27 protein-coding genes are annotated in these 25,808 nt (G+C 40.2%); 11 read left to right on the plus strand and 16 right to left on the minus strand.

The window, feature by feature from the left end:
- Positions 1-4: 4 nt before the first annotated feature.
- Positions 5-1,201: a glycine C-acetyltransferase gene (locus tag G6Q48_RS14090; RefSeq protein WP_166267116.1), complete on the minus strand. Its 1,197-nt coding sequence runs from the start codon at positions 1,199-1,201 to the stop codon at positions 5-7.
- A 229-nt stretch (positions 1,202-1,430) separates the two neighbouring features.
- On the opposite strand from G6Q48_RS14090, the gene rfaD reads away from it, so the two are divergent.
- From rfaD to G6Q48_RS22445, 5 genes are all read left to right on the plus strand, one after another.
- Positions 1,431-2,369, plus strand: a complete 939-nt coding sequence (rfaD, locus tag G6Q48_RS14095) for an ADP-glyceromanno-heptose 6-epimerase (protein WP_166267118.1) — start codon at positions 1,431-1,433, stop codon at positions 2,367-2,369.
- A 23-nt stretch (positions 2,370-2,392) separates the two neighbouring features.
- Entirely contained in the window at positions 2,393-3,439 is a 1,047-nt protein-coding gene (gene rfaF / locus G6Q48_RS14100) for an ADP-heptose--LPS heptosyltransferase RfaF (protein ID WP_166267120.1), read from the plus strand.
- A complete protein-coding gene (gene rfaC, locus G6Q48_RS14105) occupies positions 3,439-4,401 on the plus strand; it encodes a lipopolysaccharide heptosyltransferase RfaC (protein ID WP_166267216.1) in 963 nt (320 codons plus the stop codon). The genes rfaF and rfaC overlap by 1 nt, the downstream gene beginning before the upstream one ends.
- A gap of 94 nt (positions 4,402-4,495) precedes the next feature.
- The gene (locus G6Q48_RS22440; protein WP_256372933.1) at positions 4,496-4,939 is read left to right on the plus strand and encodes a WlaTC/HtrL family glycosyltransferase; all 444 of its coding nucleotides are present in this window, start codon (positions 4,496-4,498) and stop codon (positions 4,937-4,939) included.
- A 38-nt stretch (positions 4,940-4,977) separates the two neighbouring features.
- Positions 4,978-5,322, plus strand: coding sequence for a WlaTC/HtrL family glycosyltransferase (locus tag G6Q48_RS22445; RefSeq protein WP_256372934.1), 345 nt, complete (start codon positions 4,978-4,980; stop codon positions 5,320-5,322).
- A 55-nt stretch (positions 5,323-5,377) separates the two neighbouring features.
- On the opposite strand, the gene G6Q48_RS14115 is transcribed toward G6Q48_RS22445, so the two are convergent.
- A complete protein-coding gene (locus tag G6Q48_RS14115; RefSeq protein WP_166267122.1) occupies positions 5,378-6,838 on the minus strand; it encodes a glycosyltransferase family 39 protein in 1,461 nt (486 codons plus the stop codon).
- Positions 6,839-7,037: 199 nt separating this feature from the next.
- Positions 7,038-8,318 (minus strand): lipid IV(A) 3-deoxy-D-manno-octulosonic acid transferase, encoded by a 1,281-nt coding sequence (gene waaA / locus G6Q48_RS14120; protein WP_166267124.1) that lies wholly within the window; start codon positions 8,316-8,318, stop codon positions 7,038-7,040.
- Positions 8,319-8,509: 191 nt separating this feature from the next.
- Here waaA and coaD point away from each other — a divergent pair, with 191 nt between their 5' ends.
- Positions 8,510-8,995 carry a pantetheine-phosphate adenylyltransferase gene (gene coaD, locus G6Q48_RS14125; RefSeq protein WP_166267218.1) on the plus strand — a complete coding sequence of 162 codons (486 nt, stop codon included), beginning with the start codon at positions 8,510-8,512 and terminating at the stop codon, positions 8,993-8,995.
- 10 nt (positions 8,996-9,005) lie between these two features.
- On the opposite strand, the gene mutM is transcribed toward coaD, so the two are convergent.
- The 11 genes from mutM to radC form a co-directional block, all read right to left on the minus strand.
- A complete protein-coding gene (gene mutM, locus G6Q48_RS14130; protein WP_166267126.1) occupies positions 9,006-9,815 on the minus strand; it encodes a bifunctional DNA-formamidopyrimidine glycosylase/DNA-(apurinic or apyrimidinic site) lyase in 810 nt (269 codons plus the stop codon).
- A 21-nt stretch (positions 9,816-9,836) separates the two neighbouring features.
- The gene (locus G6Q48_RS14135; protein WP_239979016.1) at positions 9,837-10,982 is read right to left on the minus strand and encodes a glycosyltransferase; all 1,146 of its coding nucleotides are present in this window, start codon (positions 10,980-10,982) and stop codon (positions 9,837-9,839) included.
- A 1-nt stretch (position 10,983) separates the two neighbouring features.
- Positions 10,984-12,000, minus strand: coding sequence for a glycosyltransferase family 8 protein (locus G6Q48_RS14140; protein ID WP_166267128.1), 1,017 nt, complete (start codon positions 11,998-12,000; stop codon positions 10,984-10,986).
- A complete protein-coding gene (rfaL, locus tag G6Q48_RS14145) occupies positions 11,993-13,231 on the minus strand; it encodes an O-antigen ligase RfaL (protein ID WP_166267130.1) in 1,239 nt (412 codons plus the stop codon). The genes G6Q48_RS14140 and rfaL overlap by 8 nt, the downstream gene beginning before the upstream one ends.
- A gap of 18 nt (positions 13,232-13,249) precedes the next feature.
- Positions 13,250-14,260 (minus strand): lipopolysaccharide 3-alpha-galactosyltransferase, encoded by a 1,011-nt coding sequence (gene waaO, locus G6Q48_RS14150; RefSeq protein WP_166267132.1) that lies wholly within the window; start codon positions 14,258-14,260, stop codon positions 13,250-13,252.
- Between the two features lie 23 nt (positions 14,261-14,283).
- Positions 14,284-15,081 carry a lipopolysaccharide core heptose(I) kinase RfaP gene (gene rfaP / locus G6Q48_RS14155; RefSeq protein WP_166267134.1) on the minus strand — a complete coding sequence of 266 codons (798 nt, stop codon included), beginning with the start codon at positions 15,079-15,081 and terminating at the stop codon, positions 14,284-14,286.
- Positions 15,078-16,199 carry a glycosyltransferase family 4 protein gene (locus G6Q48_RS14160; RefSeq protein WP_166267136.1) on the minus strand — a complete coding sequence of 374 codons (1,122 nt, stop codon included), beginning with the start codon at positions 16,197-16,199 and terminating at the stop codon, positions 15,078-15,080. Before G6Q48_RS14160 ends, rfaP begins: the two co-directional genes overlap by 4 nt.
- Before the next feature lies 1 nt (position 16,200).
- Entirely contained in the window at positions 16,201-17,265 is a 1,065-nt protein-coding gene (rfaQ, locus tag G6Q48_RS14165) for a lipopolysaccharide core heptosyltransferase RfaQ (RefSeq protein ID WP_166267138.1), read from the minus strand.
- 198 nt (positions 17,266-17,463) lie between these two features.
- The gene (rpmG, locus tag G6Q48_RS14170) at positions 17,464-17,631 is read right to left on the minus strand and encodes a 50S ribosomal protein L33 (RefSeq protein ID WP_004265124.1); all 168 of its coding nucleotides are present in this window, start codon (positions 17,629-17,631) and stop codon (positions 17,464-17,466) included.
- Between the two features lie 11 nt (positions 17,632-17,642).
- Positions 17,643-17,879 (minus strand): 50S ribosomal protein L28, encoded by a 237-nt coding sequence (gene rpmB, locus G6Q48_RS14175; RefSeq protein WP_004265123.1) that lies wholly within the window; start codon positions 17,877-17,879, stop codon positions 17,643-17,645.
- A gap of 274 nt (positions 17,880-18,153) precedes the next feature.
- Complete coding sequence (gene radC / locus G6Q48_RS14185; RefSeq protein ID WP_166267222.1) at positions 18,154-18,819, minus strand: RadC family protein; 666 nt, start codon at positions 18,817-18,819, stop codon at positions 18,154-18,156.
- Positions 18,820-19,002: 183 nt separating this feature from the next.
- Here radC and coaBC point away from each other — a divergent pair, with 183 nt between their 5' ends.
- From coaBC to slmA, 3 genes are all read left to right on the plus strand, one after another.
- Positions 19,003-20,214 carry a bifunctional phosphopantothenoylcysteine decarboxylase/phosphopantothenate--cysteine ligase CoaBC gene (gene coaBC, locus G6Q48_RS14190; protein ID WP_166267140.1) on the plus strand — a complete coding sequence of 404 codons (1,212 nt, stop codon included), beginning with the start codon at positions 19,003-19,005 and terminating at the stop codon, positions 20,212-20,214.
- Positions 20,201-20,656, plus strand: a complete 456-nt coding sequence (gene dut / locus G6Q48_RS14195) for a dUTP diphosphatase (RefSeq protein ID WP_166267142.1) — start codon at positions 20,201-20,203, stop codon at positions 20,654-20,656. Before coaBC ends, dut begins: the two co-directional genes overlap by 14 nt.
- Positions 20,657-20,873: 217 nt before the next feature.
- Entirely contained in the window at positions 20,874-21,473 is a 600-nt protein-coding gene (slmA, locus tag G6Q48_RS14200) for a nucleoid occlusion factor SlmA (RefSeq protein WP_004265112.1), read from the plus strand.
- A gap of 50 nt (positions 21,474-21,523) precedes the next feature.
- Here slmA and pyrE read toward each other — a convergent pair whose 3' ends face one another.
- Complete coding sequence (pyrE, locus tag G6Q48_RS14205) at positions 21,524-22,168, minus strand: orotate phosphoribosyltransferase (RefSeq protein ID WP_166267144.1); 645 nt, start codon at positions 22,166-22,168, stop codon at positions 21,524-21,526.
- 112 nt (positions 22,169-22,280) lie between these two features.
- Positions 22,281-22,994, minus strand: a complete 714-nt coding sequence (gene rph / locus G6Q48_RS14210) for a ribonuclease PH (RefSeq protein WP_166267146.1) — start codon at positions 22,992-22,994, stop codon at positions 22,281-22,283.
- 123 nt (positions 22,995-23,117) lie between these two features.
- Between rph and G6Q48_RS14215 the strand changes: the two genes are divergently transcribed.
- Positions 23,118-23,981: a YicC/YloC family endoribonuclease gene (locus tag G6Q48_RS14215; protein ID WP_166267148.1), complete on the plus strand. Its 864-nt coding sequence runs from the start codon at positions 23,118-23,120 to the stop codon at positions 23,979-23,981.
- Positions 23,982-24,480: 499 nt separating this feature from the next.
- Entirely contained in the window at positions 24,481-25,791 is a 1,311-nt protein-coding gene (locus G6Q48_RS14220) for an MFS transporter (RefSeq protein WP_166267150.1), read from the plus strand.
- The last annotated feature ends 17 nt before the right edge of the window (positions 25,792-25,808 follow it).

The following is a 25,808-nucleotide window of genomic DNA, read 5'->3' on the forward strand; positions in this document are numbered from 1 at the left end:
CCTTTTATTTGATTATTTTTAGTTTTCTACCAATGCGGGTGAATGCTTCAACAGCGTGTAAAATATCCTCCTCACTATGTGCTGCGGACATCTGAGTACGAATACGTGCCTGACCTTGCGGCACCACAGGGTAGAAAAAGCCCGTGACATAGATACCTTCATCAAGTAGCTCTTTTGCAAAAATTTGGGCAAGCTTGGCGTCACCTAACATCACAGGGATGATGGCATGGTCAGCGCCTGCGAGGGTAAAACCTGCCGCTGTCATTTTTTCTCTAAATAACACGGCATTACGCCATAATTTTTCACGTAATGAATGGCCTTCTTTCATCATATCAATCACTTTGATAGATGCGGCAACAATCGCAGGAGCGAGTGAGTTCGAAAACAAATAAGGACGAGAACGCTGACGCAGCCATTCAACCACCTCTTTTTTCGCTGCCGTATAACCACCGGATGCACCGCCCAAGGCTTTACCCAATGTCCCCGTGATAATATCGATACGGCCCATCACATCGCAGTACTCATGGCTACCACGACCATTTTCCCCAACAAAACCAACAGCATGTGAGTCATCCACCATCACCAAAGCTTGGTATTCGTCCGCAAGGTCACAAATGGATTTCAAATCCGCGATCACACCATCCATCGAGAACACACCATCTGTTGCGATTAAAATATGGCGAGCCCCTGCGGCTTTGGCTTCTTCTAAGCGCGCTTTTAATTCCACCATATTATTATTGCTGTAACGGTAGCGTTTTGCCTTGCTTAAGCGAACCCCATCAATAATTGATGCATGATTTAATGCATCTGAAATAATGGCATCTTCTGCTCCTAATAAGGTTTCAAACAGACCGCCATTTGCATCAAAACAGGACGAATAGAGAATGGCATCTTCCATGCCCAGAAAATCCGCCAGTTTGCGCTCTAAAACTTTGTGGTTATCTTGCGTTCCACAAATAAAGCGCACCGATGCCATACCAAAACCATGGCTATCCATTCCTTGTTTAGCCGCTTCGATGAGCGCGGGGTGGTTTGCAAGACCAAGATAATTATTAGCACAGAAATTAATAACTCGCTGGCCACCTACAATTTCAATGTCAGCATCTTGTGAAGTCGTAATAATACGCTCGTTTTTAAATAATCCATCGGCTTCAATTTGTACTAACTGCTCTTGAATCTGCTGATAAAATCTTTCTGACATGATTTCTTCCTGAATAGTTTCTATTAATAGAGTTTAATAATAGTCTCTATGTGTGGCGATATTCACAGCATAAATAAGTCAAGTTTGTAGCCAAGATCACGATATTTACCTTGTTCTCATTTTAGCGCCAGTTCAATTCTCTTCTATCAATGCTACCGTCTGCGCCAAGAGATGTTATTATAGTCACCAATGACGATCCTACTTTCTTAACCCATTTGAGGTATACCCAATGATCATAGTCACTGGTGGAGCTGGTTTTATTGGCAGCAATATTATTAAAGCCCTAAATGCAATCGGCCGCACAGATATCCTAGTGGTCGATAACCTGAAAGATGGCACTAAATTTGCCAACCTTGTTGACCTTGATATTGCGGATTACGCAGATAAAGAAGATTTCATTGTTAGTATCATCGCGGGTGATGATTTCGGTGAAATTGACGCGGTATTCCACGAAGGTGCTTGTTCATCAACCACAGAGTGGGATGGCAAGTATATGATGGACAATAACTACCAGTTTTCTAAAGAGTTATTACATTATTGCTTAGAGCGCGAAATTCCATTCTTATACGCCTCTTCTGCAGCAACTTATGGCGGTCGTAGCGATAACTTTATTGAAGAACGTCAATTCGAAAAACCATTAAATGTTTATGGTTATTCAAAATTCCAATTTGACCAATATGTACGTGAAATTCTGCCAGAAGCCGATTCACAAGTCTGTGGTTTCCGCTATTTCAACGTCTATGGACCAAATGAAGACCATAAAGGCAGCATGGCGAGCGTTGCGTATCACTTAAATAAACAAATTAATGAAGGGCAGAACCCAAAACTGTTCGAAGGTAGCGATACTTTCCGCCGTGACTTTATTTATGTAGGCGATGTGGCTGCGGTAAATTTATGGTTCTGGGAAAATAATGTTTCAGGTATTTTTAACTGTGGTACAGGACGTGCAGAATCTTTCCAAGCTGTTGCTGATGCAGTCACTGAATTCCACAAAGACAAAAATGTGGCCATCGAATACATTGAATTCCCTGAGAAATTAAAAGGTCGCTACCAAAGCTTCACACAAGCTGACCTGACCAAATTACGTGCCGCTGGCTACACTGCGCCATTTAAAACGGTTGCTGAAGGTGTCACCGAATATATGCACTTGCTCAATAAAGACGCGTAACGCTTATTTCTGAAAAATCATTTATGAAAATATTGGTGATCGGCCCTTCATGGGTAGGGGATATGATGATGTCACAAAGCCTTTATCGTACGATCAAGGCTTTACATCCCCATACACAGATTGATGTGATGGCGCCACAATGGTGCCGTCCTTTACTCGCCAAAATGCCTGAAGTTAGCGAAGCTATTCCTATGCCGCTTGGGCATGGTGCACTGGAAATTGGTGAACGTCGTCGATTAGGCAAAAGTTTGCAGGCAAATGGCTATGATCAAGCTATTGTATTACCAAACTCCTTAAAGTCTGCACTTGTGCCTTTTTTTGCAAAGATCCCCAAAAGAACGGGGTGGCGTGGAGAGATGCGCTATGGTCTACTCAATGATATTCGCCCATTGAATAAAGAAGCGTTTCCTTTAATGGTACAACGATATGTTGCTCTTGCTTATGATAAGCAAACTATTCAATCAGCTTCCGATATTCCGACACCCATTTTACCACCTAAACTAGTCACTGAACCGCAAGAAGTCACTGAAACTCTGCAAACCTTTGGGGTTGATGGCTCTCGCCCTATTATTGGTTTTTGCCCAGGGGCAGAGTTCGGGCCTGCCAAACGCTGGCCTCACTACCACTACGCTTCTCTTGCTCAAACACTGATTAGCCAAAAAGGCTATCAGGTGCTGCTATTTGGTTCGCAAAAAGACCACGAAGCTGGTGAAGCTATTCGTTTAGAGCTGACCGATGATGCTAGATTGCATTGCCATAATTTTTCAGGGAAAACATCGTTAGAACAAGCTGTTAATCTAATCGATGCCTGCCATGCCGTTGTCAGTAATGATTCGGGTTTGATGCATGTTGCAGCTGCACTCGGTAAACCGCTTGTCGCTTTATATGGCCCAAGTAGCCCTGATTTCACCCCGCCATTATCAGATAAAGCAGAAGTGATCCGCCTAATTACGGGGTATCACAAAGTGCGTAAAGGTGATGGTGAAAGTGGTTATCACCAAAGTTTGATTGATATCCAACCTCAATTAGTTATCGATGCGTTAGCTCGGTTAAATATAGGTATTGAATGATGAGAGTATTATTAGTCAAAACATCTTCAATGGGGGATGTTTTACACTCATTACCTGCACTGACCGACGCACAACAAGCCATACCCAATATCCAATTCGATTGGGTCGTTGAAGAAGGCTTCGCGCAAATCCCAACATGGCACAGTGGCGTTAACCAAGTGATCCCTGTGGCCATTCGCCGCTGGCGAAAAAATTGGTTTTCTGCACCGATCAGGGCCGAACGTGCGGAATTTCGCAAGAAATTACAAGCAACACATTATGACGCGATTATTGACGCGCAAGGGTTATTAAAGAGCGCTTTTCTTGTCACCCGCTTGGCTCATGGTGATAAACATGGCTATGACCGCCATAGCATCCGCGAACCATTAGCCAGCTTCTTTTATGACCACCGTTACGCAATCAGCAAGCAACAACATGCCGTTGAACGTATTCGCCAATTATTTGCCAAAAGCCTTGGTTATACCTGCCCAACGCAGCAAGGGGATTATGCGATTGCTCAACACTTTTTGCAGTCACAAGAAGAGCCTCAAAGCCCTTATGTCATTTTTCTGCATTCAACCACCCGTGATGATAAACACTGGCCTGAAAAAAATTGGCGAGAACTCATCGGGCTAATGGCTGGGAGTGGTATCAAAATCAAGTTGCCCTGGGGTGCACCTCATGAGCAGCAACGTGCAGAACGATTAGCAAAAGACTTTGATTTTGTAGAAGTTTTACCCAAGCTCACTTTAGCCGAAGTTGCACAGCAAATTGCTAATGCTAAAGCTGTCGTTTCTGTCGATACTGGGCTTAGCCATTTAACCGCGGCACTTGATAAACCTAATTTTACCCTATTTGGCCCCACTGACCCCGGCTTGATTGGGGGATATGGGCAAGGGCAGCATACGATTCAATCTCCGAGTAACCATATCGAGGATATAAGTGCTACATACACTTATGAACAGTTGAAACATTTTCTATAGAAAGGTATCTTAGCTACTCAAACTTTTTAATCTTTTACCACATCATTTACGTAGGCAACCTTTTTCGTCTACCCAATACCAGACATTAATTATAATGAATAATTCAATTACAATCATAACGGCATTTTTTGACATCGGTAGAGGAAATTGGAATAGAAAAAATGGTCGTCCAAATTCACTAGAATGTACAAATGAAACTTACTTTAAGTATTTTAATAGGTTAGCAAAACTTGATAACGATATGATTATCTTTACAACTTCAGATTTACAAGAAGAAATTCTCTCCATGAGAAAAGGTAAAGTAACTCATATAATCACAATTAATCTTGATAAAAAATTTAAGTTTATTCTAAAAAAAATTGCACAAATTCAAAATAGCGATGAATTTAAAAAACTAATTAAGCCTAAATTACTACGTGCGCCTGAGTACTGGTCGCCACAGTATGTTTTGATTAATAACCTAAAACCTTTTTTTGTCAAAAAAGCGATTGATCTAGACCTTGTTGATTACGAAACAATGGAAGTATTTATGGTATAACTGAGTGGCATCATTCTTTTAATCCTAATAAGATCCATTTGTTTTCTATACAAAATACACTAGCTCTAACAGATAAAAATGCAATATTAGAAACAGTTCTAAATAATAATCCACATATAATTGGTGGTGTATTAGTGGCCAGTAAAGAAAAATGGCCAGAGTTTTATAAAATTGTATTTGAAACTCAAAAAGAATTTTTATCCTCAGGCATTGTTGATGATGACCAAGGTATATTCTTAACCTGCGCTAGTAAATACCCAGACATTTTCCAATTAAATTACTTAGGGTATATGAAATGGCGTGATGTATTTAGATTATTCAACCATGGTTCAAAATACAACCGTTTTATACGTTTGGCTATATCGTTAAAATTAATTCGGTAAATATGTCTAATATGTAAGAATAGGCCTTTAAAAAGGCGCTATTCTCAACTAGAAATTACTTCTCTGGTGCAATAAACCCAAAGCACATGGTTTCAGGTGCGGCATCCGGTTCAGAACGATAAACCACATCTTCTTTTTCTATCGTAAATTGTGGCCAGAACTTACGTACCTTAGCGAAGTTTTCATGGGCGCAATCATCATATTTCTTACCCAGCAATAACGCCCCATGTTGGCGAATTTCAGCTTCCGTAATATCACGGTTATAGATATTCGGTGGCATATGCTTTTCCATCGACCAAGGCTGAATGACATGTGGCCTATCCTTGCCATAAATAATAAACCATTGATATTGGTTATCTTCCCCGCCAACATATTTAACTGGCATACCATAGCGCTGATACCAGCGCTGCTCACCGTCTGCTATCAAGGTTTTCACGCCAATAAATTTTTGCCCTGCTCCGCGAATATTAGCTGCTTGAACAATAAGGTACCCCGCAATAACCACGCCACCAAAGATAGCCAAACCAATTAGCGATTTTTTCAATGGCTGTTTAGGCATCACTGTTATAGAGCCGACAAATAACGGTGCACTAATCGCCATAAATGGCTGCAGCCATTCAGTTATTCGGCCGCCATCGTGAAAAGAGAACCAACCGTAGATCACAATCAGAGGAAAAAGAAGAATAAAGTTAGCCATACGATTCGCTGCCGCTTTCGGCCACCCTAACTTTCCACCGCTGCAATAAATGATAATCGCTGCAATCACTAACGGATAAAACACGCTCAGCGCCGCTTGTGTGGTATGAAGATTAAACCCAGGGTCGATTTGTGAATCTACCCATTTGAAAGCCGAAAAGTCCGTTGCCATCAACCAAAAGAAATTTGGTAATACCAAAGCAAACCACAACGCAATCGCAAGGTAAAAAACAGGGTGGCGATAACTTTGGCGAACGTGTTTCACAAATATAGTTAACAAGAAAACAGACCCAACTAGCGCCAAAGTTGAGTATTTCCCCATTGTTGCAAGGCCAGCAAATAAAGCAAACGGTAACCACCATGCAGGATTATCATCAACGGCACGTAAAAAGAAATAAATAACCCAAGGCCATAATGTCACTAAAATATAGTTATCATTATAAGGAATGATATCGAAATTAATGACACCTGATAAATTCAACATTAGCATTGCAAACCAAGCGAGGTCGCGGCGCCCAGTTAAACGAAAAGCCAGCTTCCACACGCCAAGTAAACCGAATGCAATACCCACAAAGTGGCTAAAATACCAATAAAAACTATAGGAAATATCAAGGTAAATTGCAGGCCACATCATGACGCCAACAAACCATGGGTTTTTAGGTGATCCCCACTCCCCGTTCATCCCCCAATTTACCGCTTCTACTGTGTCATAAGGTACGGTTGGGTCGAAATAAAAACTCGCTAAGATCCAAGCTATGGCATAGCTTATGACCCATACATAAACATATTTATTTGAAATTGATTGATTAGTGGCTGGCATATAGTCTTAGAAAAATAAACAAAAGTTCCAACATTCCATTTGGATACTACCCTAATAGCAATAAACCAAATCGAATGACTCTATAATAAGCAGGGAAGTCTACTATAGTTTAAATGCAATACTAGGATGTGCCAGAAAATATTCACAATCTATTGTTGTAATGTTCAAGTTAATATTCAAAAAAAGACATTACTTGGCATTATTGCTCTCGCGGAGGCAAATAGGGTTGCAATAATTTTAATAATCTTTGGAGGGCACCTTGGTTCTCATGAAGAACTTCGGCGGCATGACGTCCATAATATAACCGGTAATCTTCATCAGAAAGCAAACTCGTCACGGCTTGGGCCATCGATTCACTGTCTGTTACCGTAATCAATCCATCGGCTTGAGTCAGTTTTCCGCAAATATCTTTAAAATTGAATGTGTGAGGCCCCATTAACACGGGTAGCGCATGGGCTGCTGCTTCGAGTGGGTTATGCCCCCCAGTTTCGACCAAGCTTCCCCCAACAAAGGCAATATCTGCAATTCCATATAACAGCATCAATTCACCCATCGTGTCACCGATCACCACTTGGATATCTGCTGTAGGGATTGTATTAGCGCTACGACGAATAAACGTTAAGCCAGCTTTTTGGGTCAACTCTTCTGCTTTTGCAAAACGTTCTGGATGGCGAGGAACTAAAATTAAAAGCAAATCAGGAAAACGGGATAGCAATTTTTGATGGGTTTCTAATACAATGGCTTCTTCACCCTCATGAGTACTGGTCGCTATCCAGACAGGGCGATGTGCTGCCCATTGGCGGCGCAAAGTTATTGCCCTTACAGCTAATTCAGGCGTCACTGAGATATCAAACTTCAAGCTCCCCGTTACACTCAATTGCATCCGCCGTAACCCTAATTGAACGAAGCGTTCACCATCTTCCTGATGTTGTGCTGCGACCATCGTGACATTACGTAGCATACGTTTCACAAAGCTACCGAGCTTTTGATACCCCGCAGCAGAGCGCTCAGAAAGTCTCGCATTTGCAATAACCAATGGAATTTTACGTTTATGCAATTGATTAATCATGTTTGGCCATAACTCAGTTTCCATAATGATCACAAGTTTTGGGTCGACTTGTTTCAGAAAACGGCGCATTGAACCAGGGAGGTCATAAGGTAAATAGACGTGGTCGACATCATCACCAAACGCAGAAAGAACACGTTCTGAGCCAGTTGGCGTCATCGTGGTCACTGTAATTGGCAAAGACGGATAGTGATGGCGAAGTGCACGGACTAATGGAACGGCTGCGAGGGTTTCCCCGACAGAAACTGAATGTAATAAAATGCCTTGAGGTTTTACTTTTCCTGCACAAAAGCCATAACGTTCGCCCCAACGTTTACGATACGCAGGCGCTTTACGGCTGCGCAGCAATAGGCGAACCCATATAAATGGTTGGATAAGATAAAGAAGTACCTGATATAGACGCAGCAATAACATTCGATCTGATTCACTTACCAAAATTGGCGCTATCTTACCATAAAGCGCAAATAAAAGTGTGCAGAATATGCACCTAAAAATAGCGGTAAAATCTCATCTACAGTTGCAACCATGCTAGATAGCCGATAATGTTAGCGCTTATTCATGCTGTTTTTTCGAATAGAAAATACAAACAACGAGATACTATCGCCATGAAACATAAGGCTATTTACCCTGGTACGTTTGACCCTGTGACATCAGGACATGTTGATATTGTTACCCGAGCAGCAGCAATGTTTGACCATGTTTTGCTGGCTATTGCGAATAGTCAACGAAAAAACCCGATGTTTTCCCTTGATGAGCGCGTTGCCCTAGCTAAAGAAGTCACTTCTCACCTTGATAATGTTGAAGTTGTTGGGTTTTCTGAATTGATGGCTAGTTTTGCGCAAAAAAATGGTGCCAATATTCTTATTCGAGGGGTTCGTTCTGTAGCTGATTTCGAGTATGAGTGGCAATTAGCGAATATGAATCGCCATTTTGTTCCTGACTTGGAAACCGTATTTTTATTACCATCGCAAAGTTTATCCTTTGTTTCTTCTTCTTTGATCAAAGATGTTGCTCTTCACGATGGTGATATTTCATCTTTCCTACCCCCAGTGGTTGCTGAGGCAATGCTAAAGAAACTCAATAAAAAATAGTAAAAGCGCACTATTTTTGACACTGTGGGCAAAAGAAGGTGCTACGTTGCCCCTGTTTAATGCTTTCTATTGGCGTACCACACATTGAACAGGGTTCCCCCTTTTTCCCATAGACAAACAACTCTTGGGCAAAGTAACCTGGCTTACCATCCGACTGTAAAAAATCTTTTAGTGTCGTGCCGCCTTGCTCAATGGAGCGTTGTAACACCTTTTTGATCTGTTGCACGAGCTCGGTAATTTCAACCAATGTTAATGTATTAGTGATTTTTTCAGGTGATATTTTCGTCGCAAATAATGCTTCATTGGCATAAATATTACCTACACCAACAACCACTTTGTTATCCATTAACCACGGCTTAACAGCCACTTTTTTCTTTTGCGCTAATTCATAAAGATACTGCGGGTTAAATGCGTCTGATAATGGCTCGGGGCCTAAGTGTGCAAGCACAGAACTATTTTCTAAATCATCACACCAGAGCCAAGCGCCAAACCGACGAGGGTCTGTATAGCGCAGCACTTTGCCATCTCGCATGACTAAATCCACGTGGTCATGTTTTTCCTCAGGTAATTCTTCGGTCAAAATACGCACACTACCAGACATGCCCAGATGAACAATAACCCAACCTTTTTGTAATTCAATCAGCAAATACTTAGCGCGACGTTGCACACTCAGAACTATTTCGTCTGATAAACTTTTAATCTGTTCACTAACCGCCCAACGTAATCGACTATTGCGTACAACTGCGTAAGATATTGTATTTCCGACTAAATGTGGCTCTATTCCACGGCGGCTGGTTTCAACTTCTGGTAGTTCTGGCATATATAAACTCACATTCCTTGCTTAGGGATACCATTTTGCAATCACCCTCATGAGCTCATCTTTAACAATTTCCCAAGTAAAATTATCATAAGCATGTTTCTTAGCATGATAGGCTATTTCTTGACTATTTGGGTGATTTAACGCACTAGTAATATCCTCCGCCATACTTAAAGGCGAAAGCGGCTCCCTGAAAATAAACCCCGTTTCATTATGGGAAATAAATTCCACCATTGCCCCTCGCTGGCTTGCTATCACAGGGCGACCCGAAGCCATTGCTTCAAGTGCAACCATACAAAATGATTCTGGCTCAATAGAGGGAACAACAATAATATCCCCGAGAGCATAATAGTGTCGAATTTTTTCAGGATGAACCTCACCTAAACAAATACACTGCTCACCCAAAATTTTTGCAAAATTTTTTACTTCGTTTTGATATTGCGCCAACTCACCTTTTGATGCCGTATTTAGGTCTCCCACAATGACAAGTTTATAGCTAGGATCTTCTTCAAAGAAAATTTGACATGCTTGCATTAATTCAAGCAGTCCTTTGCCTTTGGCTGCTCTTCCGACAAATAAAACAGTCCTATCCTCTACTGTTAGCCCAAAATCCTCACGCTTGACCTCAGGTGATTGAGCATAAATTTCACCATCGAACCCGTTACGCACCACTTCAATAAACGCATTTGGTAAACGTTCCCTGTACCAATTTTTCATAAAGTGGCTTGGTACAATGATTTTTATGTCTTCAGGAACATCTTTAGGCTCGTACAAATTATGCATGTGTAACACAACGTTATTATGCCCTTCTTTCTTAATTATTTTTTTGAAGGATTTAATATGATTGTGAACAAAAATAACGCTTTCATTCGGATTTGGCGAAAATTGGTGTTTAATTTTGACAATTCTATCTGCATAAGAATATGGGTCTAATCTTGTCCATTTCTTAAATAGCCTTGTATACACTTTCCCAAACTTAATGCGCTCAATTTCACAATGCTCATTAACAACAGAATGAGCACTATATCCATCATTTTGTATACAAACGATTCGGTTTTCAATGTCTAATCGTTTAGCGACATTGTACATCCACGATTCAATTGCTGCCGCACTTTTAGGCGGTATAGAAAATATAGGAGAAACTGTTAAGACAATTTTATTAATCATCATATTATTTTCTTTTTTTTGTATATTTTTCAAACAAGTAATGAATACCTGACAAAATACCTGATAAATACGCACCTCGCTTTAATAGGTGCTTATATTCTTTTTTCCTTTCAACAAATTTAATGGCATGTTTTAAATCATCCTTTGTCCAAGGTGATTGCGCTAATGCTTTATAGAAAGGCTGAGAAGAAGGATAGTTCGCCCATGTGTGCCAAGGCTTACTCACACCAGTGTAATGAATTAAAACCGTTTCAGGTGTAATAATGGTTTGGTATTTTTGATGTGTTCGGTCATACAGCTCATTTTTTAAGGTATAAACTGTATTAAACTTTTTATTAAGCAGTATCAGGTCATTTCTTAAAATAAGGTTTAGTACATCTTGATCAGGGTATTTAAACCGTTGTTTCGCATTTTCTGCAGACAATAACTCAAAACATTGCTGAGTAACTCGTTTTTCGTGCCACTTCTTTAAATTCACAAACATAACACCCGAGTTAAAATAGGTCTCAGCTAACTGTGGTGTGTGTAGTCGCGTTTCACTTTTTGTTCTTACACCGATGTCATCAGCAATAACACCACAAACTTTGTCTTCAATTAAATTAGCTGCCAAATCTAATTGACCATTACAGATAACATCCGCATCTAAATATAAGGCAACATCATAATCTTTCGAAAGATAATCTAAAGCAACTAACCGAAAGTACATCGCTGAGGACCAAACATCAGAAGCCGGTAATGTTTTTAATAATTGATTATCCAACTCATAAACATGAAATTCAGTTGAAAACTGATGAGAAATAGCCTTCAACTTCTCTAAAAAGCTAGGGCTGACTTTATCTAAAAAATAATGAAATCTGAAGAACGTATTTGGGTTATTAATAAGTAAAGAGACCGCTGAAACACCTGCACCAAACTGATAGTTTTCATCCGAACCATAAATAACATCAAGACATGGTAATGAGGCATTACTCGCATTAGCCCCCTCATTTAACAGATATTTATTTGTTATCAGGTTATTCATGGCAAACTCTCTTCTGCTTGGTTGAACTATGCCCCATCATGGCGATTAAAAACCCCAAAAGAACTCCTAAGGGTTTAAGGTCCACTTGTTCAAACATTCCACGAACCAGATAAAAGCCAATAAGACTTAACAGCAATGCAATGAAGGCAAAGTAAATTTCCGGTGCATCAGACCTATTTTTAATCCCTTGCATTGAGGAATAGCACATTGACAAAAATACCGCACTAAATATCGCTAACCCTGCAATGCCCGCACCAAACCAAATATAAAGCCAAATATTATGGGGCCCAATAGACTGCTTAAATGTCCATTCCGGGTGATTTTTTACAACACTATTGTACTTCTCATGGTATATTTTATCGCCAATCCCATATCCGATAACTGGATTTTCCAATATAAGCTCAAAAGCGGTTCCTTGAGTTCCATTAGTATAACGGTGAGTACTATCCGTCTGCTCTAACTTATAAAACAGTTTTTTACTTGTATCAGGATAAATTAGTTTAATTGAAATAAGTGAAATTACCGAAAGGCATAATACAACTCCAATTAGTTTCCAAGGACGTTTAAAACATAAAAATAATAACCCAGCGACTGCAACTGCAACCCATGCCCCTCGAGCAAGCGTTCCGAGTAAAACAAACAGAAATACAATACTTAAAAGATAAAAATAAATAAGTTTAGATTTGGGTAATAAATACCAAAGAATAGGAAGTATTGGAAAGAAAAAAACTAACGCATCCGAAACATGCCTAAAATCATAAGTAGTAAACGGTAAAATACCCTGCTGATAGGCTATATAGTAGCGGCATAACTCAACAAGTAAAACTAAGGCTAACGATGCAGTAAAACTCGTTAATAATAGTTTTGAAATCTCTTTTAGGCTTTCTCTATATAAAATAATTGGCAATAAAAGTGATAAACTTAGTATTCCATAATTCAATAAATTATTGTTAATAGTTTTAATAGATACACTTAACATATCTGAATAAGATGTTGATACATAAAGAAAAATAGAAAAAGCAACAACTAAATATAAAAGTTTATTATTTAATCTTTTTAACACTTTTTTTGTATCTAAAGACAGATAAACCAAAGATGTGGCTATCATCAAATAGAACAGAATATGCTTATATCTGGTTACATTTTCCACAAAAAAAAGAGCAACAAAGATTAGTACCAAAGCCTTGTTATACTTTGAGAGAATACTTTCATTTCTTTCTAAAAAAGACATAACTTACCCAATTATTATTTAACTTAGTTTAACCCAGAAATACTGAAGATTATTTTTTATCCCAGAGAAAACCTTTCCTTGGTTAAACATATGCTTCGCACAATATCGCAAATGATTACTGCTTTTAGCCTTCAGTAACGGAATGTCTTTCCAAGGTGATGCATTTTTTGCATTAATAAAGGGCTGAGCTGTTGAGTAATTTGCCCACTCATGCCAAGGCTTAGTTGGGCCAATATAATGAATCAATACAGTTTCAGACGTTATTGGGTTCTCTTTTTTACCTTTTTGCAGCTCATAATTGATGCTATATTGAGTGTTGTACTTGCTATCAAGGTAAATAACTTTCCCTGTTAATAGCATATTTAAAATGTCTTGGTCTAAATAGGATAATTTTGCTTTCACAGTATCTTGGGAAAGTAAATCCATTGCTTTCGTTGAGATATCAAATTTTGACCAATTCACTAAATTTAAAACTAAAAACCCTGCATTAAAATACCCCGAAGCAATACCCGGGACACCTAAAGCATCAGCTCTTTTTTGCCACCAATTGCGATCCCTTTCAGGCACAACAGCAGCGATTTCATCATCTTGAAATTGAATATTTAACAATGGCTGCAGCGTCCCTTGGCACATAATATCTGCATCCATATAGATCATTCTATCTAGCTGATTTGAAAAGTAATCCGCAATAATAAACCTGAAATACGTTGCATATGACCAATTTTTGGTACTCAGCAGCGATTTAAGCTGTTCACAGTCAACCAAGTAAACTCTAATACTCGTCTTATATTGCTCTGCAAGCTGTTTAAATAATTGACTTTGCTCGTTATCAAAGTAGTCAGTAAATACATGAAATGAAAAAGAGATATCAGCATTTGTTTTTAATAAAGAAGCCATCGAGATCCCACAACCATATAAAAAATTACGGTCAATACCATAGGAAATATGTAAGCTATCATTATTAACAATCGCATCAGGTGACGATAAATCAATTTGCTGTGTAACCGCATTTTCTTTATTGAAGAACATTTATATCTCTCTTCTCTCTTGACTCACAATGACTTTCTAATTGTACGTTCTTTAATTTGTGCTGCTTTACTTTCCGCTTTAGCGATCAATAGCGCTTCCTGTTGCAAGATATCTCGTAGCGATAAGCCAAAATAGATCTTCATAAAACGAAAAATATCACGCTGAGTGAGCCCAATATTTAATGATGAATAATATAAACCAATTAAGTCTTTATTTCGCCAGCGAGTTGGAACAGAATTTCTGAGTTGTGCTCTGTGCAAATCAATAACCGATATTTTTAGCTGTTCTTCATTTCCCGCAAATGGCAAATGCAGTAAAAAATGGCAAATATAACAATCACGATGGTTAATACCAGCCGCGTGCATTTTACGCACCATCTTCGCCACTCGACGAATAATCATTTGTTTAGTACTAAACGTTGGTGGGTTATCTAGCCAATTCGCACAATAATCTTCTAAACTCACCGTCGGAGTTAAATCTTCAGTAATAATAAAGGAGTGGCGACGAAGAGGATTAATCCCTTTTTGCCCAAAAGCTCGGCCATTCATAGTATCAACTCCCACTTGAGTAAGTCGATGAATAGCATTCCACTCTCTATCCGCCCCTAATACAGGTAACCGAAAAGATAATAAGTTTTTAAGGACTTCTTTCAGTGTAGTCCCATAATGAATTTTTATAAAATAGCTGCGCCCTTCAAGTTCAAAACGCAGCGTTTTACGCGTCTCTAACGCACGAAAAACTTCACCTTGTAACTTATCTGTCTCGATAAAAGGATCTTTGTTTTTCCACAATTCATTAAAAGGGGTTTTTAAGTCAATCATTTGTTTCCCCCTAAAATAATATCTGCGGCTTTTTCTGGTAAACTATACAAATCTTCTGTATCCGCAAAATATCGCGCATTACTTGCCCATTGCGCTAATTGAACCGAATTCTTTAAGCTATCGACTAATGCCAAATTTAAAACCGTTTGTTCAAAGGGTTCGCTTATCACAATACCGCATTGAGCTTGGCTAATAAATGAAGCATATCCACACACTTCTGTGACAATAATCGGTAAACCTGCAGTAATCGCTTCTAATAACACAATACCTGCCGCTTCTTGATAAGCCGGGTGCATTAATATATCGGCTGCAGCCATTAATTCTGCAATATCATTACGGCCGCTAAAGAAAGAAACTTGCGAACCGATGCCTAACGTTTTCGCTAATTGTTGGTATTTCGCCGGTTTATCTTGGCCAACTACCATCAATAACGTGTTTTTCTTAATCTCATCGGGCAATGCCGCAATGGCTTTTATCGTACGGTCAACACCTTTGCGTTTGAAGTCAGAACCCACCTGTAATACTAAAAATGCAGACTCAGGTATTTGATTTTTTTCACGATAAACTCTTTTCGCATCTACAATTTGCTTATCATACTTTCTATCTTGGGCGATACCGGGAGGCAGCATATGGAAACGCTCATTTTCGGTTTCATAATGCTTTTTGAAATGACTAATTTGATGTGGCGTTAACATTAATAACTGTGTCGGTTTCCCCACAGCAAAAACGGCTTTTTCAAATTCGGCATAATGTTTATAGCGAGGTGTCAGCTTATAAAAAAAACCTTTTTCTTCAGCGACTTTCTGGGCATAGCAGACATCTGCTGCATAATACACATCCAGGCCTGGCATTTTATTGAAGCCAATTACCCGCTCAACAGGATGCTGCTTTAAATGCGCCAACACCCAGTCATAATATTGTGCATTGCGTCCGTGATTCGTCTTCGATGTCACCGGCACGATAATAATTTCAAAACCATCCGGCTTATCACCTTCCCATGATTGGGTATAGACACGTACGTGATGCCCACGTGATTGGCATTCGGTTGCAATACGTAGAAAATCCCGTTGTAACCCACCAAACGGAAAGTATTTATATAAGCAAAATGCCAAATTCATGTTAATACCTTGTCATCATAGAGCGAATATTCATCGGCAACATTTTCTCTGTTGCTTTAATTACATCGGATGCAGGGACAATAGATAAATATTTTTTACTGCGATCAAGTTCATTTCGCGGCGGCATGGGTTCATAGTCTCCCGCCCAAAATTGCACGCTATTATCGCTCCAAGGCCGCCAAAAAACATGATTTGTCGCACCAAAAAGGCACACAATGGGTGTATTGACTGCTGCAGCAATGTGCATTGGTGCAGAATCAACACCAATGAATAACGCGGCATGAGCAATCAATGCGCCTAGCTCAGGAAATGAAGTTTTCCCTGCAAGTTCAGTAACAGGCTTTGTTTGGCAGCCATTTGCAATCTCATTGATACATTCTAAATCTTCTTTACTCGGCCCCGAAGTTAAAACTACTTGATAGCCACGAGATTGCAATGCATCGATGACGGCTGAAAATTTTTCATTATCCCAGCACTTAAAAGCTTGGCGTGCTGTTGGTTGAATAACGACATAACTGCTATGAACACCCAGTCTTAACAGCCTTTCATCAATATTTTTCCAATCCTGCTCTGAATAAGCCATCGTTAGATGTGTTTTTAGTTCTTTTATTTCTAACGGCTTGAGCACTGATAAGTTATTTAGAACAACATGCTCGCCCTCAGGCTCTGTCAAATGCGTAAAACTGTTACGCCAATATTTAGAATCTCGATGGGCAAACTGATGGGAAATTTTTGTGCTAGCAGGAATAGCCCGAACCAATACACTCACCATCCATTGGTCTGCTAGATTAACAACTAAATCATATTTATTTTTACGCAGCTTTAGCAGCAACTTAATAAAATTACATGCTTTACTCAGCCCACCACTTTTTTTCCCAGATATGCCGTATAACGCGTTAATTTCAGCATTTTCAGAGAGAATGGGGATAGTATCCTGATAAAGTAAAACATCAATTTCAGCATCAGGATATCGGTGTTTTAATGAGCTGATAACCGGTGTTGTCAGCAACATGTCCCCATGAAACCTCATCTTGATCACAAGAATTTTTTTAAACTGTTTTTTCACCAGGCACTCTTAGTCAAGTCTATATGTAAAAGACGATAGTCATTCGACAACAAATATCATTATTAATTCAATGAATACTTACTATGTTACTACTTTCATAATCATGGTCATAGCTTCGAATGCACATATCAGCGACAACCCAAATTTTAGATAAAAAAAAACTCAGCCGAAGCTGAGTTTTTAACGCAGAAAGCAAAATTATTTGATTTTTGCTTCTTTGTAGATCACATGCTTACGAACAACTGGATCGAATTTTTTCAGTTCCAGTTTTTCTGGCATTGTGCGCTTGTTCTTCGTAGTGGTATAGAAATGACCTGTACCTTCAGAAGAGACTAGCTTGATTTTCTCGCGAATACCTTTAGCCATTTTTTAGCTCCTTAGTACTTCTCACCACGGGTACGCAGTTCAGCAAGAACAGCATCAATACCCTTTTTATCGATAACACGCATACCTTTAGCAGATACACGCAGTGTTACGAAACGTTTCTCAGACTCAACCCAGAAACGGTGAGAGTGCAGGTTTGGCAAAAAACGACGTTTGGTCGCGTTTAATGCGTGTGAACGGTTGTTGCCGCTCATTGGACGCTTGCCAGTAACTTGGCAGACTCGTGACATGTCTATTCTCCAAAAATCTAATCAGCTCGAGCTTTTTTGTTCAGGGTATGGCCGCCTCGTCAGGCTTAGGAGCCCATCTCAGCAAACTTTCATTGACTGAAAAAACCGTTGATACCTAAATAAAGATTTACTTTACTAAAACGTAAAAATTTACTGAGATAGGCCCTTCTCGCCAAACCCAAGATCCTTAAAGGTGGCGTAGTATACGCTTTACATCGTTTTCACTCAAGCCCAACGCAAAGAAAGTTGTCATTTTTTAGACAAAAAAATAATTTTATAACCATCCTCGCTCTACAAATGACACACATTGCTTGTGTCCGACGACAAAATGGTCAAGTAGTTTAATCCCCATAATAACGCAAGCACGCTGGATCCGTTCTGTCACCTGCCTATCTGCGGTGCTGGGTTCTGGGTTACCAGATGGATGATTATGGGCAAGTATAATCCCGTTTGCATTCATTTTTATGGTAAAGCGAATGATTTCTCTGGGGTGAACTTCAACTTTGTTCAAAGTACCTTTAAACAATTCCTCATGACAAATAATCTGATTTTTATTATTTAAAAATATCACGACAAAGACTTCGCGCTCTTGCCCTGCGAATAAATCCAGCAACTTTGCTTTCAATTGCTCAGGCCCAGTCATCACATCTTCATGTAAAAACTGTTCAGAGAAAAAACGGCGAGCCAACTCACTGACAGCCTGCAATTGGGTAAATTTACAGCTCCCCATTCCTTTACATTGTTTTAGTTTTTCGTAGTCTGCTTGTAAAAGCAAATAGACCGAACCAAACTCCTGTATTAAACGCTTCGCAAGTTGCAAGACAGGTTCACCTTGGCTCCCTGTACGCAAAAAAATAGCAAGTAGCTCAGCATCAGATAACGCAGCCGCACCGTATGCAAGTAGCTTTTCTCTTGGTGGTAAGTCTAGATGTTCACTCATCATATTCTTTGTCCCTAAATCCATTTCACCTTTTTTATCTAGCCTAGAAAACATTCACAACCCCTCGCATATGGGTTTGCGTAGCGCTTCGCAAAAATAGTACTGTGACGAAAAATCGAGCGCGCCACCTCTAGCTTCTCTGTGGTAATATGCCACCCATGTTGACCGTATTGGATAAAAATAATGAATCAACTATCACTATTAGGTAAGCAGATAGTTATAGGTATCAGTGGGGGCATTGCCGCTTATAAGATCCCTGAACTCACCCGCCGTTTGCGCGATAAAGGGGCAGTTGTGCGCATTGTCATGACTGACGGTGCAAAAGCCTTTATTACGCCTTTAACCTTACAAGCCGTTTCAGGGCACCCTGTTTCTGATGACCTACTCGACCCAGCCGCAGAGGCCGCAATGGGCCACATTGAGCTCGCTAAGTGGGCGGATATTATTATTCTCGCGCCTGCTACTGCGGATTTAATTGCTCGCCTCAGTGCAGGAATGGCAAATGATTTGCTCACAACGGTTTGTCTTGCTTCCGCAGCACCAGTTGCACTTGTGCCGGCAATGAACCAGCAAATGTACAGAGCAAAAGCAACGCAAGAAAATTTAATCAAATTGCAACAACGCCAATGTATGATTTGGGGGCCAGACGCAGGTAGCCAAGCTTGTGGTGATATTGGCCCAGGTCGCATGATTGACCCACTAGAAATTGTTCGTCTAACCAGTGAGTTTTTTACCCCTAAATTCGACTTACAAGGCATCAAATTAATGATCACTGCGGGCCCAACACGGGAAGCACTCGACCCCGTTCGTTTTATCAGTAACCATAGTTCGGGAAAGATGGGTTTTGCCATTGCTAAGGCTGCTAGCCAACGTGGAGCAGAAGTCACTTTAATTGCGGGCCCTGTAAATATTGGAACACCTGAAGGGGTTAACCGGGTTGATGTCATTAGTGGCTTAGAAATGTATGAACAAGTCCATAAAACGATTTCAACGCAAAATATTTTTATTGGTTGCGCAGCAGTTGCAGATTATCGAGCAAAAAACATTGCTGAAAATAAAATAAAAAAACAAGGTGATGAAGTTTCGATTACACTTATCAAAAACCCAGACATCGTCGCGAGTGTTGGAAATCTAAAACACAATAGGCCATATGTTGTTGGGTTTGCAGCTGAAACCCAAAATGTGGAAGAATATGCACGCCAAAAACGACAACAAAAACAACTCGACCTTATTTGTGCCAATGATGTATCACTAGCAGATAACGGATTTAATAGCGATAACAATGCGTTACATCTTTTTGATGCCAACGGTGATACCCGTTTGCCTCACTGTAATAAAAATGAATTAAGCCACTATTTACTTGACGAGATACTTCAACGTTATGAAAAAAATTGACCTAAAAATCCTTGATAGCCGTATCGGTAATGAATTTCCTCTACCAGCCTATGCCACCACGGGTTCTGCTGGTTTAGATTTACGTGCATGCATTGATGCACCAATTGATTTGGCACCAGGTCAAACAGAGCTTATTCCAACAGGTTTAGCTATTCACATTGCTGATGAAAGTCTTGCTGCTGTCATCTTACCTCGCTCCGGTTTAGGTCATAAACATGGTGTTGTACTTGGTAACTTAGTTGGTCTCATTGATTCGGATTACCAAGGCCAACTCATGGTGTCTGTATGGAACCGCAGTGACAAAGCTTTTACCGTTGAACCTGGTGAACGTATGGCGCAAATGGTATTTGTCCCAGTTGTTCAAGCTGAATTTAATATTGTTAATGACTTTGACGCAACAGAGCGTGGGGCTGGCGGTTTCGGCCACTCTGGCCGTCAATAAATAGAATATCCTGATAACGAATATGCTAGATAGAACCTGAATTAGGTTCTATCTTTATGGATAAAAACAATCAGCCGCATATTTTCTTTCAGGAAGCTTGCTCAACATTACTTACATTTTAAATATTGTTTAAATCCATTTTGCTTCGTAAGTCTCTTTACTAAGAGCAAAATTTTGGATAGTTTGTTTTGCTGTTTTAGCAGGGGTCTTATTAGACATGGCAGAAAAAGCGACAACACAAAAACGTAACAGGCGTGATGAGATTTTACAGGCTCTTGCGTTAATGTTAGAAAGTAGTGATGGTAGCCAACGTATCACAACAGCAAAACTTGCTGCTACGGTTGGTGTTTCAGAGGCTGCGCTGTATCGTCATTTTCCGAGTAAAATGAAAATGTTCGATAGCCTCATTGGGTTTATTGAAGACTCGTTGGTTTCGCGCATTAATCTGATATTAAGTGATGAAAAAGATACGATAATTAGAATTAAACTAATACTTGCCCTAATACTGGGTTTTTCCGAGAAAAACCCTGGGCTAACGCGTATAATGACCGGCCATGCTCTGATGTTTGAGCAAGATAGGCTGCAAGATCGTATTAATCAATTATTTGAACGTATAGAATCACAATTACGGCAAGTGCTAAAAGAGAAAAAAATACGTGATGGCCATGGGTTTATTCATGATGAGTCACTACTTGCTTCTCAGCTACTAGCCTTTTGTGAAGGAATGCTCTCTCGTTTTGTGCGTTCTGAGTTTCGTTATCGGCCAACCGTCGAATTTGAATCACGCTGGCCTTTAATTCTAGCTCAGTTACAATAACCGATTATTTATACTACTCACCCCGCCCATCATTGGGCGAGGGCTTTTTTTTATTCAATTCCGTATTGTTCACGGTAAGCCTTCATAGCCGCTAAATGTTCCTGCATACCTTCCTGCTCAGAGAGGTAAGTGATTAAATCGCTCATGGTAATAATTGAGTAAACTTTACAACCATAGTCACGCTCAACCTCTTGTACTGCTGAAATTTCACCTTTCCCTTTTTCTTGGCGGTCAAGGCATAGCAGAACACCGTTCAACGTAGCTTGTTGTTGTTTAATAATTTCCATTGACTCACGGATTGCCGTTCCTGCAGTAATGACATCATCAACGACCACAACACGCCCTTGCAAAGGACTCCCGACTAACATACCACCCTCGCCATGGTCTTTAGCTTCTTTGCGATTGAAGCAATATGGCATATCGATATCATGGTGCTCAGAAAGCGCTACTGCTGTCGTCGTTGCGATTGGGATCCCTTTATACGCTGGACCAAATATGACATCACACTCGATGGCACTATCTTGTAATGCTTGTGCATAAAAACGACCGACAAGTGCCAGATCACGCCCTGTATTAAATAACCCTGCATTAAAAAAGTAAGGGCTTTTACGACCTGATTTCAGCGTAAACTCACCAAATTTAAGTACCTGTTTTTTCATGGCAAGTTCGATAAAATCGCGCTGATAGGCTTTCATTGGTCATTCTCCTCGTTGATGATTGTTTATCTATATTCAAGGCTGGCTAATTGATTGATGAACCAGCAGGCATAAAAAAGGCGACTTTTCAGCCGCCTAATTAATGATTAACTTACTTCAGCGCTTCTCGCTGAGCTTCAAAAATGGTATCTAAACCTGTTTTAGCTAACGCCAATAGAGCCAATAGCTCTTCATGACTAAATGGTTCGCCTTCTGCTGTGCCCTGCACTTCAATCATTCGACCATCATCCATCATGACAACATTCATATCAGTTTCAGCCGCAGAATCTTCAACATATTCAAGGTCACATAGAGCGTCTTGATTGACAATTCCAACAGAGACGGCAGCGACCATTGATTTTAGTGGGCTTTTTGCAATTTTACCTTGCTCAACCATGTTATTCAGTGCGTCAACTAGCGCTACGCATGCACCAGAAATCGCTGCTGTACGCGTGCCGCCATCCGCTTGGATAACATCACAGTCTAAAGTAATTGTGTACTCACCTAATTTTTTAAGGTCAACCGCGGCACGCAAAGAACGTGCAATTAACCGTTGGATTTCCATCGTACGACCCGTCTGTTTGCCTCGCGCAGCTTCACGTTGATTACGTGAGTTTGTTGCACGCGGTAACATGCCGTATTCCGCGGTAACCCAACCTTGCCCCTGCCCTTTTAAAAAGCGAGGAACGCCTTCTTCAACAGTTGCATTACATAACACCTTCGTGTCGCCAAACTCAATAAGAACAGAGCCTTCTGCATGCTTAGTATAGTTGCGCGTGATGGTAATCGGGCGCATTTGGTCTGCTTGTCTATCTGCTGGGCGCATGGTGTTATCTCCATTATCAACTCAAATTGGGACGCATTATACGTTGTTCAAGCGATAATGCCTATCCTGTCATCCTGCATAGCGTTATAATCCCCTAAATTTTTACGATAATGGGAACGAATTATGATCCGTAGTATGACCGCTTTTGCCCGTCGGGATATCAAGGGTGAATGGGGGAATGCGGCCTGGGAGCTGCGTTCCGTAAACCAACGTTATTTAGAAACGTATATTCGCTTACCTGAGCAATTTAGAAGCCTTGAGCCCGTCATTCGTGAGCGCCTGCGTTCTCGCTTAACACGTGGAAAGGTGGAGTGTAGTCTACGCTTTGAGTTAGACGGTGCAAATCGTGGTGAATTAATCCTAAATGAGCAATTAGCACGCCAGTTAATCAGTGCAGCGAATTGGGTTAAAAATTACAGCCATGAAGGTGAAATCAACCCATTAGAAATTTTGCGTTGGCCTGGAGTGATGTCAGCTGGCGAACAAGATTTAGATGTCATCAGCGAACAATTAATGGCGGGTTTAGATGAAGCGATTGATGCTTTCATTCAAAGCCGTGAAGCTGAGGGTGCTTCATTGCATGCGCTCATCGAACAGCGCCTTGATGGCGTCTTAGTTGAAGTCGCCAAAGTACGTCAACACATGCCAGAAATTCTACAATGGCAACGTGAACGCTTACAAAACAAGTTAGAAGAGGCTGAAATCCAAGTGGATAACAACCGCTTAGAGCAAGAGCTTATTTTATTAGCGCAACGTGTTGATGTTGCAGAAGAGTTAGATCGCTTAGAAGCACACGTTAAAGAAACACGTAATATCTTGAAGAAAAAAGAGGCAACTGGCCGCCGTCTTGACTTTATGATGCAAGAATTTAACCGTGAAGCAAATACATTAGCGTCAAAATCAATTAATAGCGAAGTCACAACTTCAGCAGTTGAACTCAAAGTATTAATCGAACAAATGAGAGAACAAATTCAGAACATCGAATAATCACTCTGTAACGGTTTTAATCTATAAAGAAGCCAACCGATGAAGTAATCTTATTGATCGTTTGGCTTTTCTCTTTGAAAAGATCTTCAAACTAACTCGAAATAGGTACCAATTTTCATGAACTTTGGGCTTATATTCCACAATAACCCTTCAAAGATATTAAAATTTTTTTATCCAAGCAGTATTAGGAGAAAAATGAACTACTGCCACAGTATTAATTATACTTTTCCAAATAATGAATAATATCGATTAAATCAACCCCTACAAAAATCACATAAAAACTTGATTTTTAATCGTAAATTTAATTTCCTCCCTGTTTTTTCCAAAAATAAGATCTCGCTCATAAATCAATCAAATGTTTTGAGTTCAATCACAGATAACAAAACAGATCTTTGACACCACAATAACTGCTTATTAACATCTATCTTGTATACAAGTTGAATTCAATATAAATACAATAAGGTTGATTACCTCGACAAACCAATAAAAAGGTAACTCTATGTCACATAATGATTCTGTTGTAACACCAGCAACAAAAGACTCACCAGGGCGTTTACGTTGGGGATTAGCAGCAATATTTTTTATTATCGGTTTGATTGCATATATGGACCGCGCAAATATTTCCATTGTTGCCGAACATATGATGACCGATTTAGGAATGAGCAAAGTTCAATTTGGCTTTTTGGGTGCGCTATTTTCACTTGGCTATGCGCTTGCCCAAATTCCAAGCGGCATACTTGCAGAACGGTTTGGTAGCAGGCTTATCGCAACTATTAGCCTTTACATTTGGTCCGCATTCACAATATTAACGGTCGTTGCCCCTACCTATATTTGGTTATGCATCGTACGCTTCCTATTTGGTGTTGGAGAAGCGCCGCTCTACCCTGCAAATGCCGTCTTTAATACATGGTGGTTTCGCCAAAATGAAAAGGCACGGGCAGCTAGTTTCTTACTTGCTGGTTCCTATTTTGGGCCTGTGATTGCCCCTACCCTTACCGTATTTATTATGATTTCATTCGGGTGGCATGCCGTTTTCTATATCTTCGGTGTGATTGGTATTCTTATCGGTATGGTTTGGTATTTCTTTGCCAGAAATAAACCTGAACAACATCCTAAAATTTCTCAAAGTGAAATTGCGTTTATCCAAGGAGGCCGAACAATTAGTGAGCAAGGCGGTGCTGATGTTAAAGCCCCTTGGCGAAAATTTATGAAAGAACGTCCGTTCTGGGCGGTTGGTTTCCAATACTTTTTTGTCGCCTATATGACCACCTTATTTATGATTTGGCTCCCCACCTACTTACAAGAGGCTCGTGGCTTCTCATTAACCGAAATGGGTATTGCTGCCAGCTTTCCTTGGTTAGCAATTTGTATCGCAGTACTCACTGCAGGTTCAATTTCTGATTGGTTACTCAACAAAGGATACTCACAGTTAGTCGCGAGGGGATATATCGCCATTACCGGTTTTATTCTATTTATCGTGGGTATTTGCGGTGCGGCTCAAACTGAAAGTGCCATTGCAAGTGTTGCATGGCTCACCCTCGCACTCGGTTCTCTAGGATTGCCAGTTGTGACCTCTTGGGCAATCGCTGCGGATAAGGGCCGCCAATATGCAGGCTCTGTCAGTGGATGGATGAATTTATGGGGCAATCTCGGTGGTGTTATTTCCCCCATTCTATGTGGCTGGCTTGCACAGCATTTTGGTTGGACCGTCGCTTTACTTTTCAATGTGATACCTATCAGTTTAGCGATTATTTGCTGGTTTTTTATTCAGCCAGATAAACCTTTAGCAGCTGCTGTTAACCCTGACTAATTTTCACCCAAAGCACA

The sequence above is a fragment of the Providencia sp. M-27 genome (genome assembly GCF_011077905.1).
GTDB lineage: Bacteria > Pseudomonadota > Gammaproteobacteria > Enterobacterales > Enterobacteriaceae > Providencia > Providencia huaxiensis.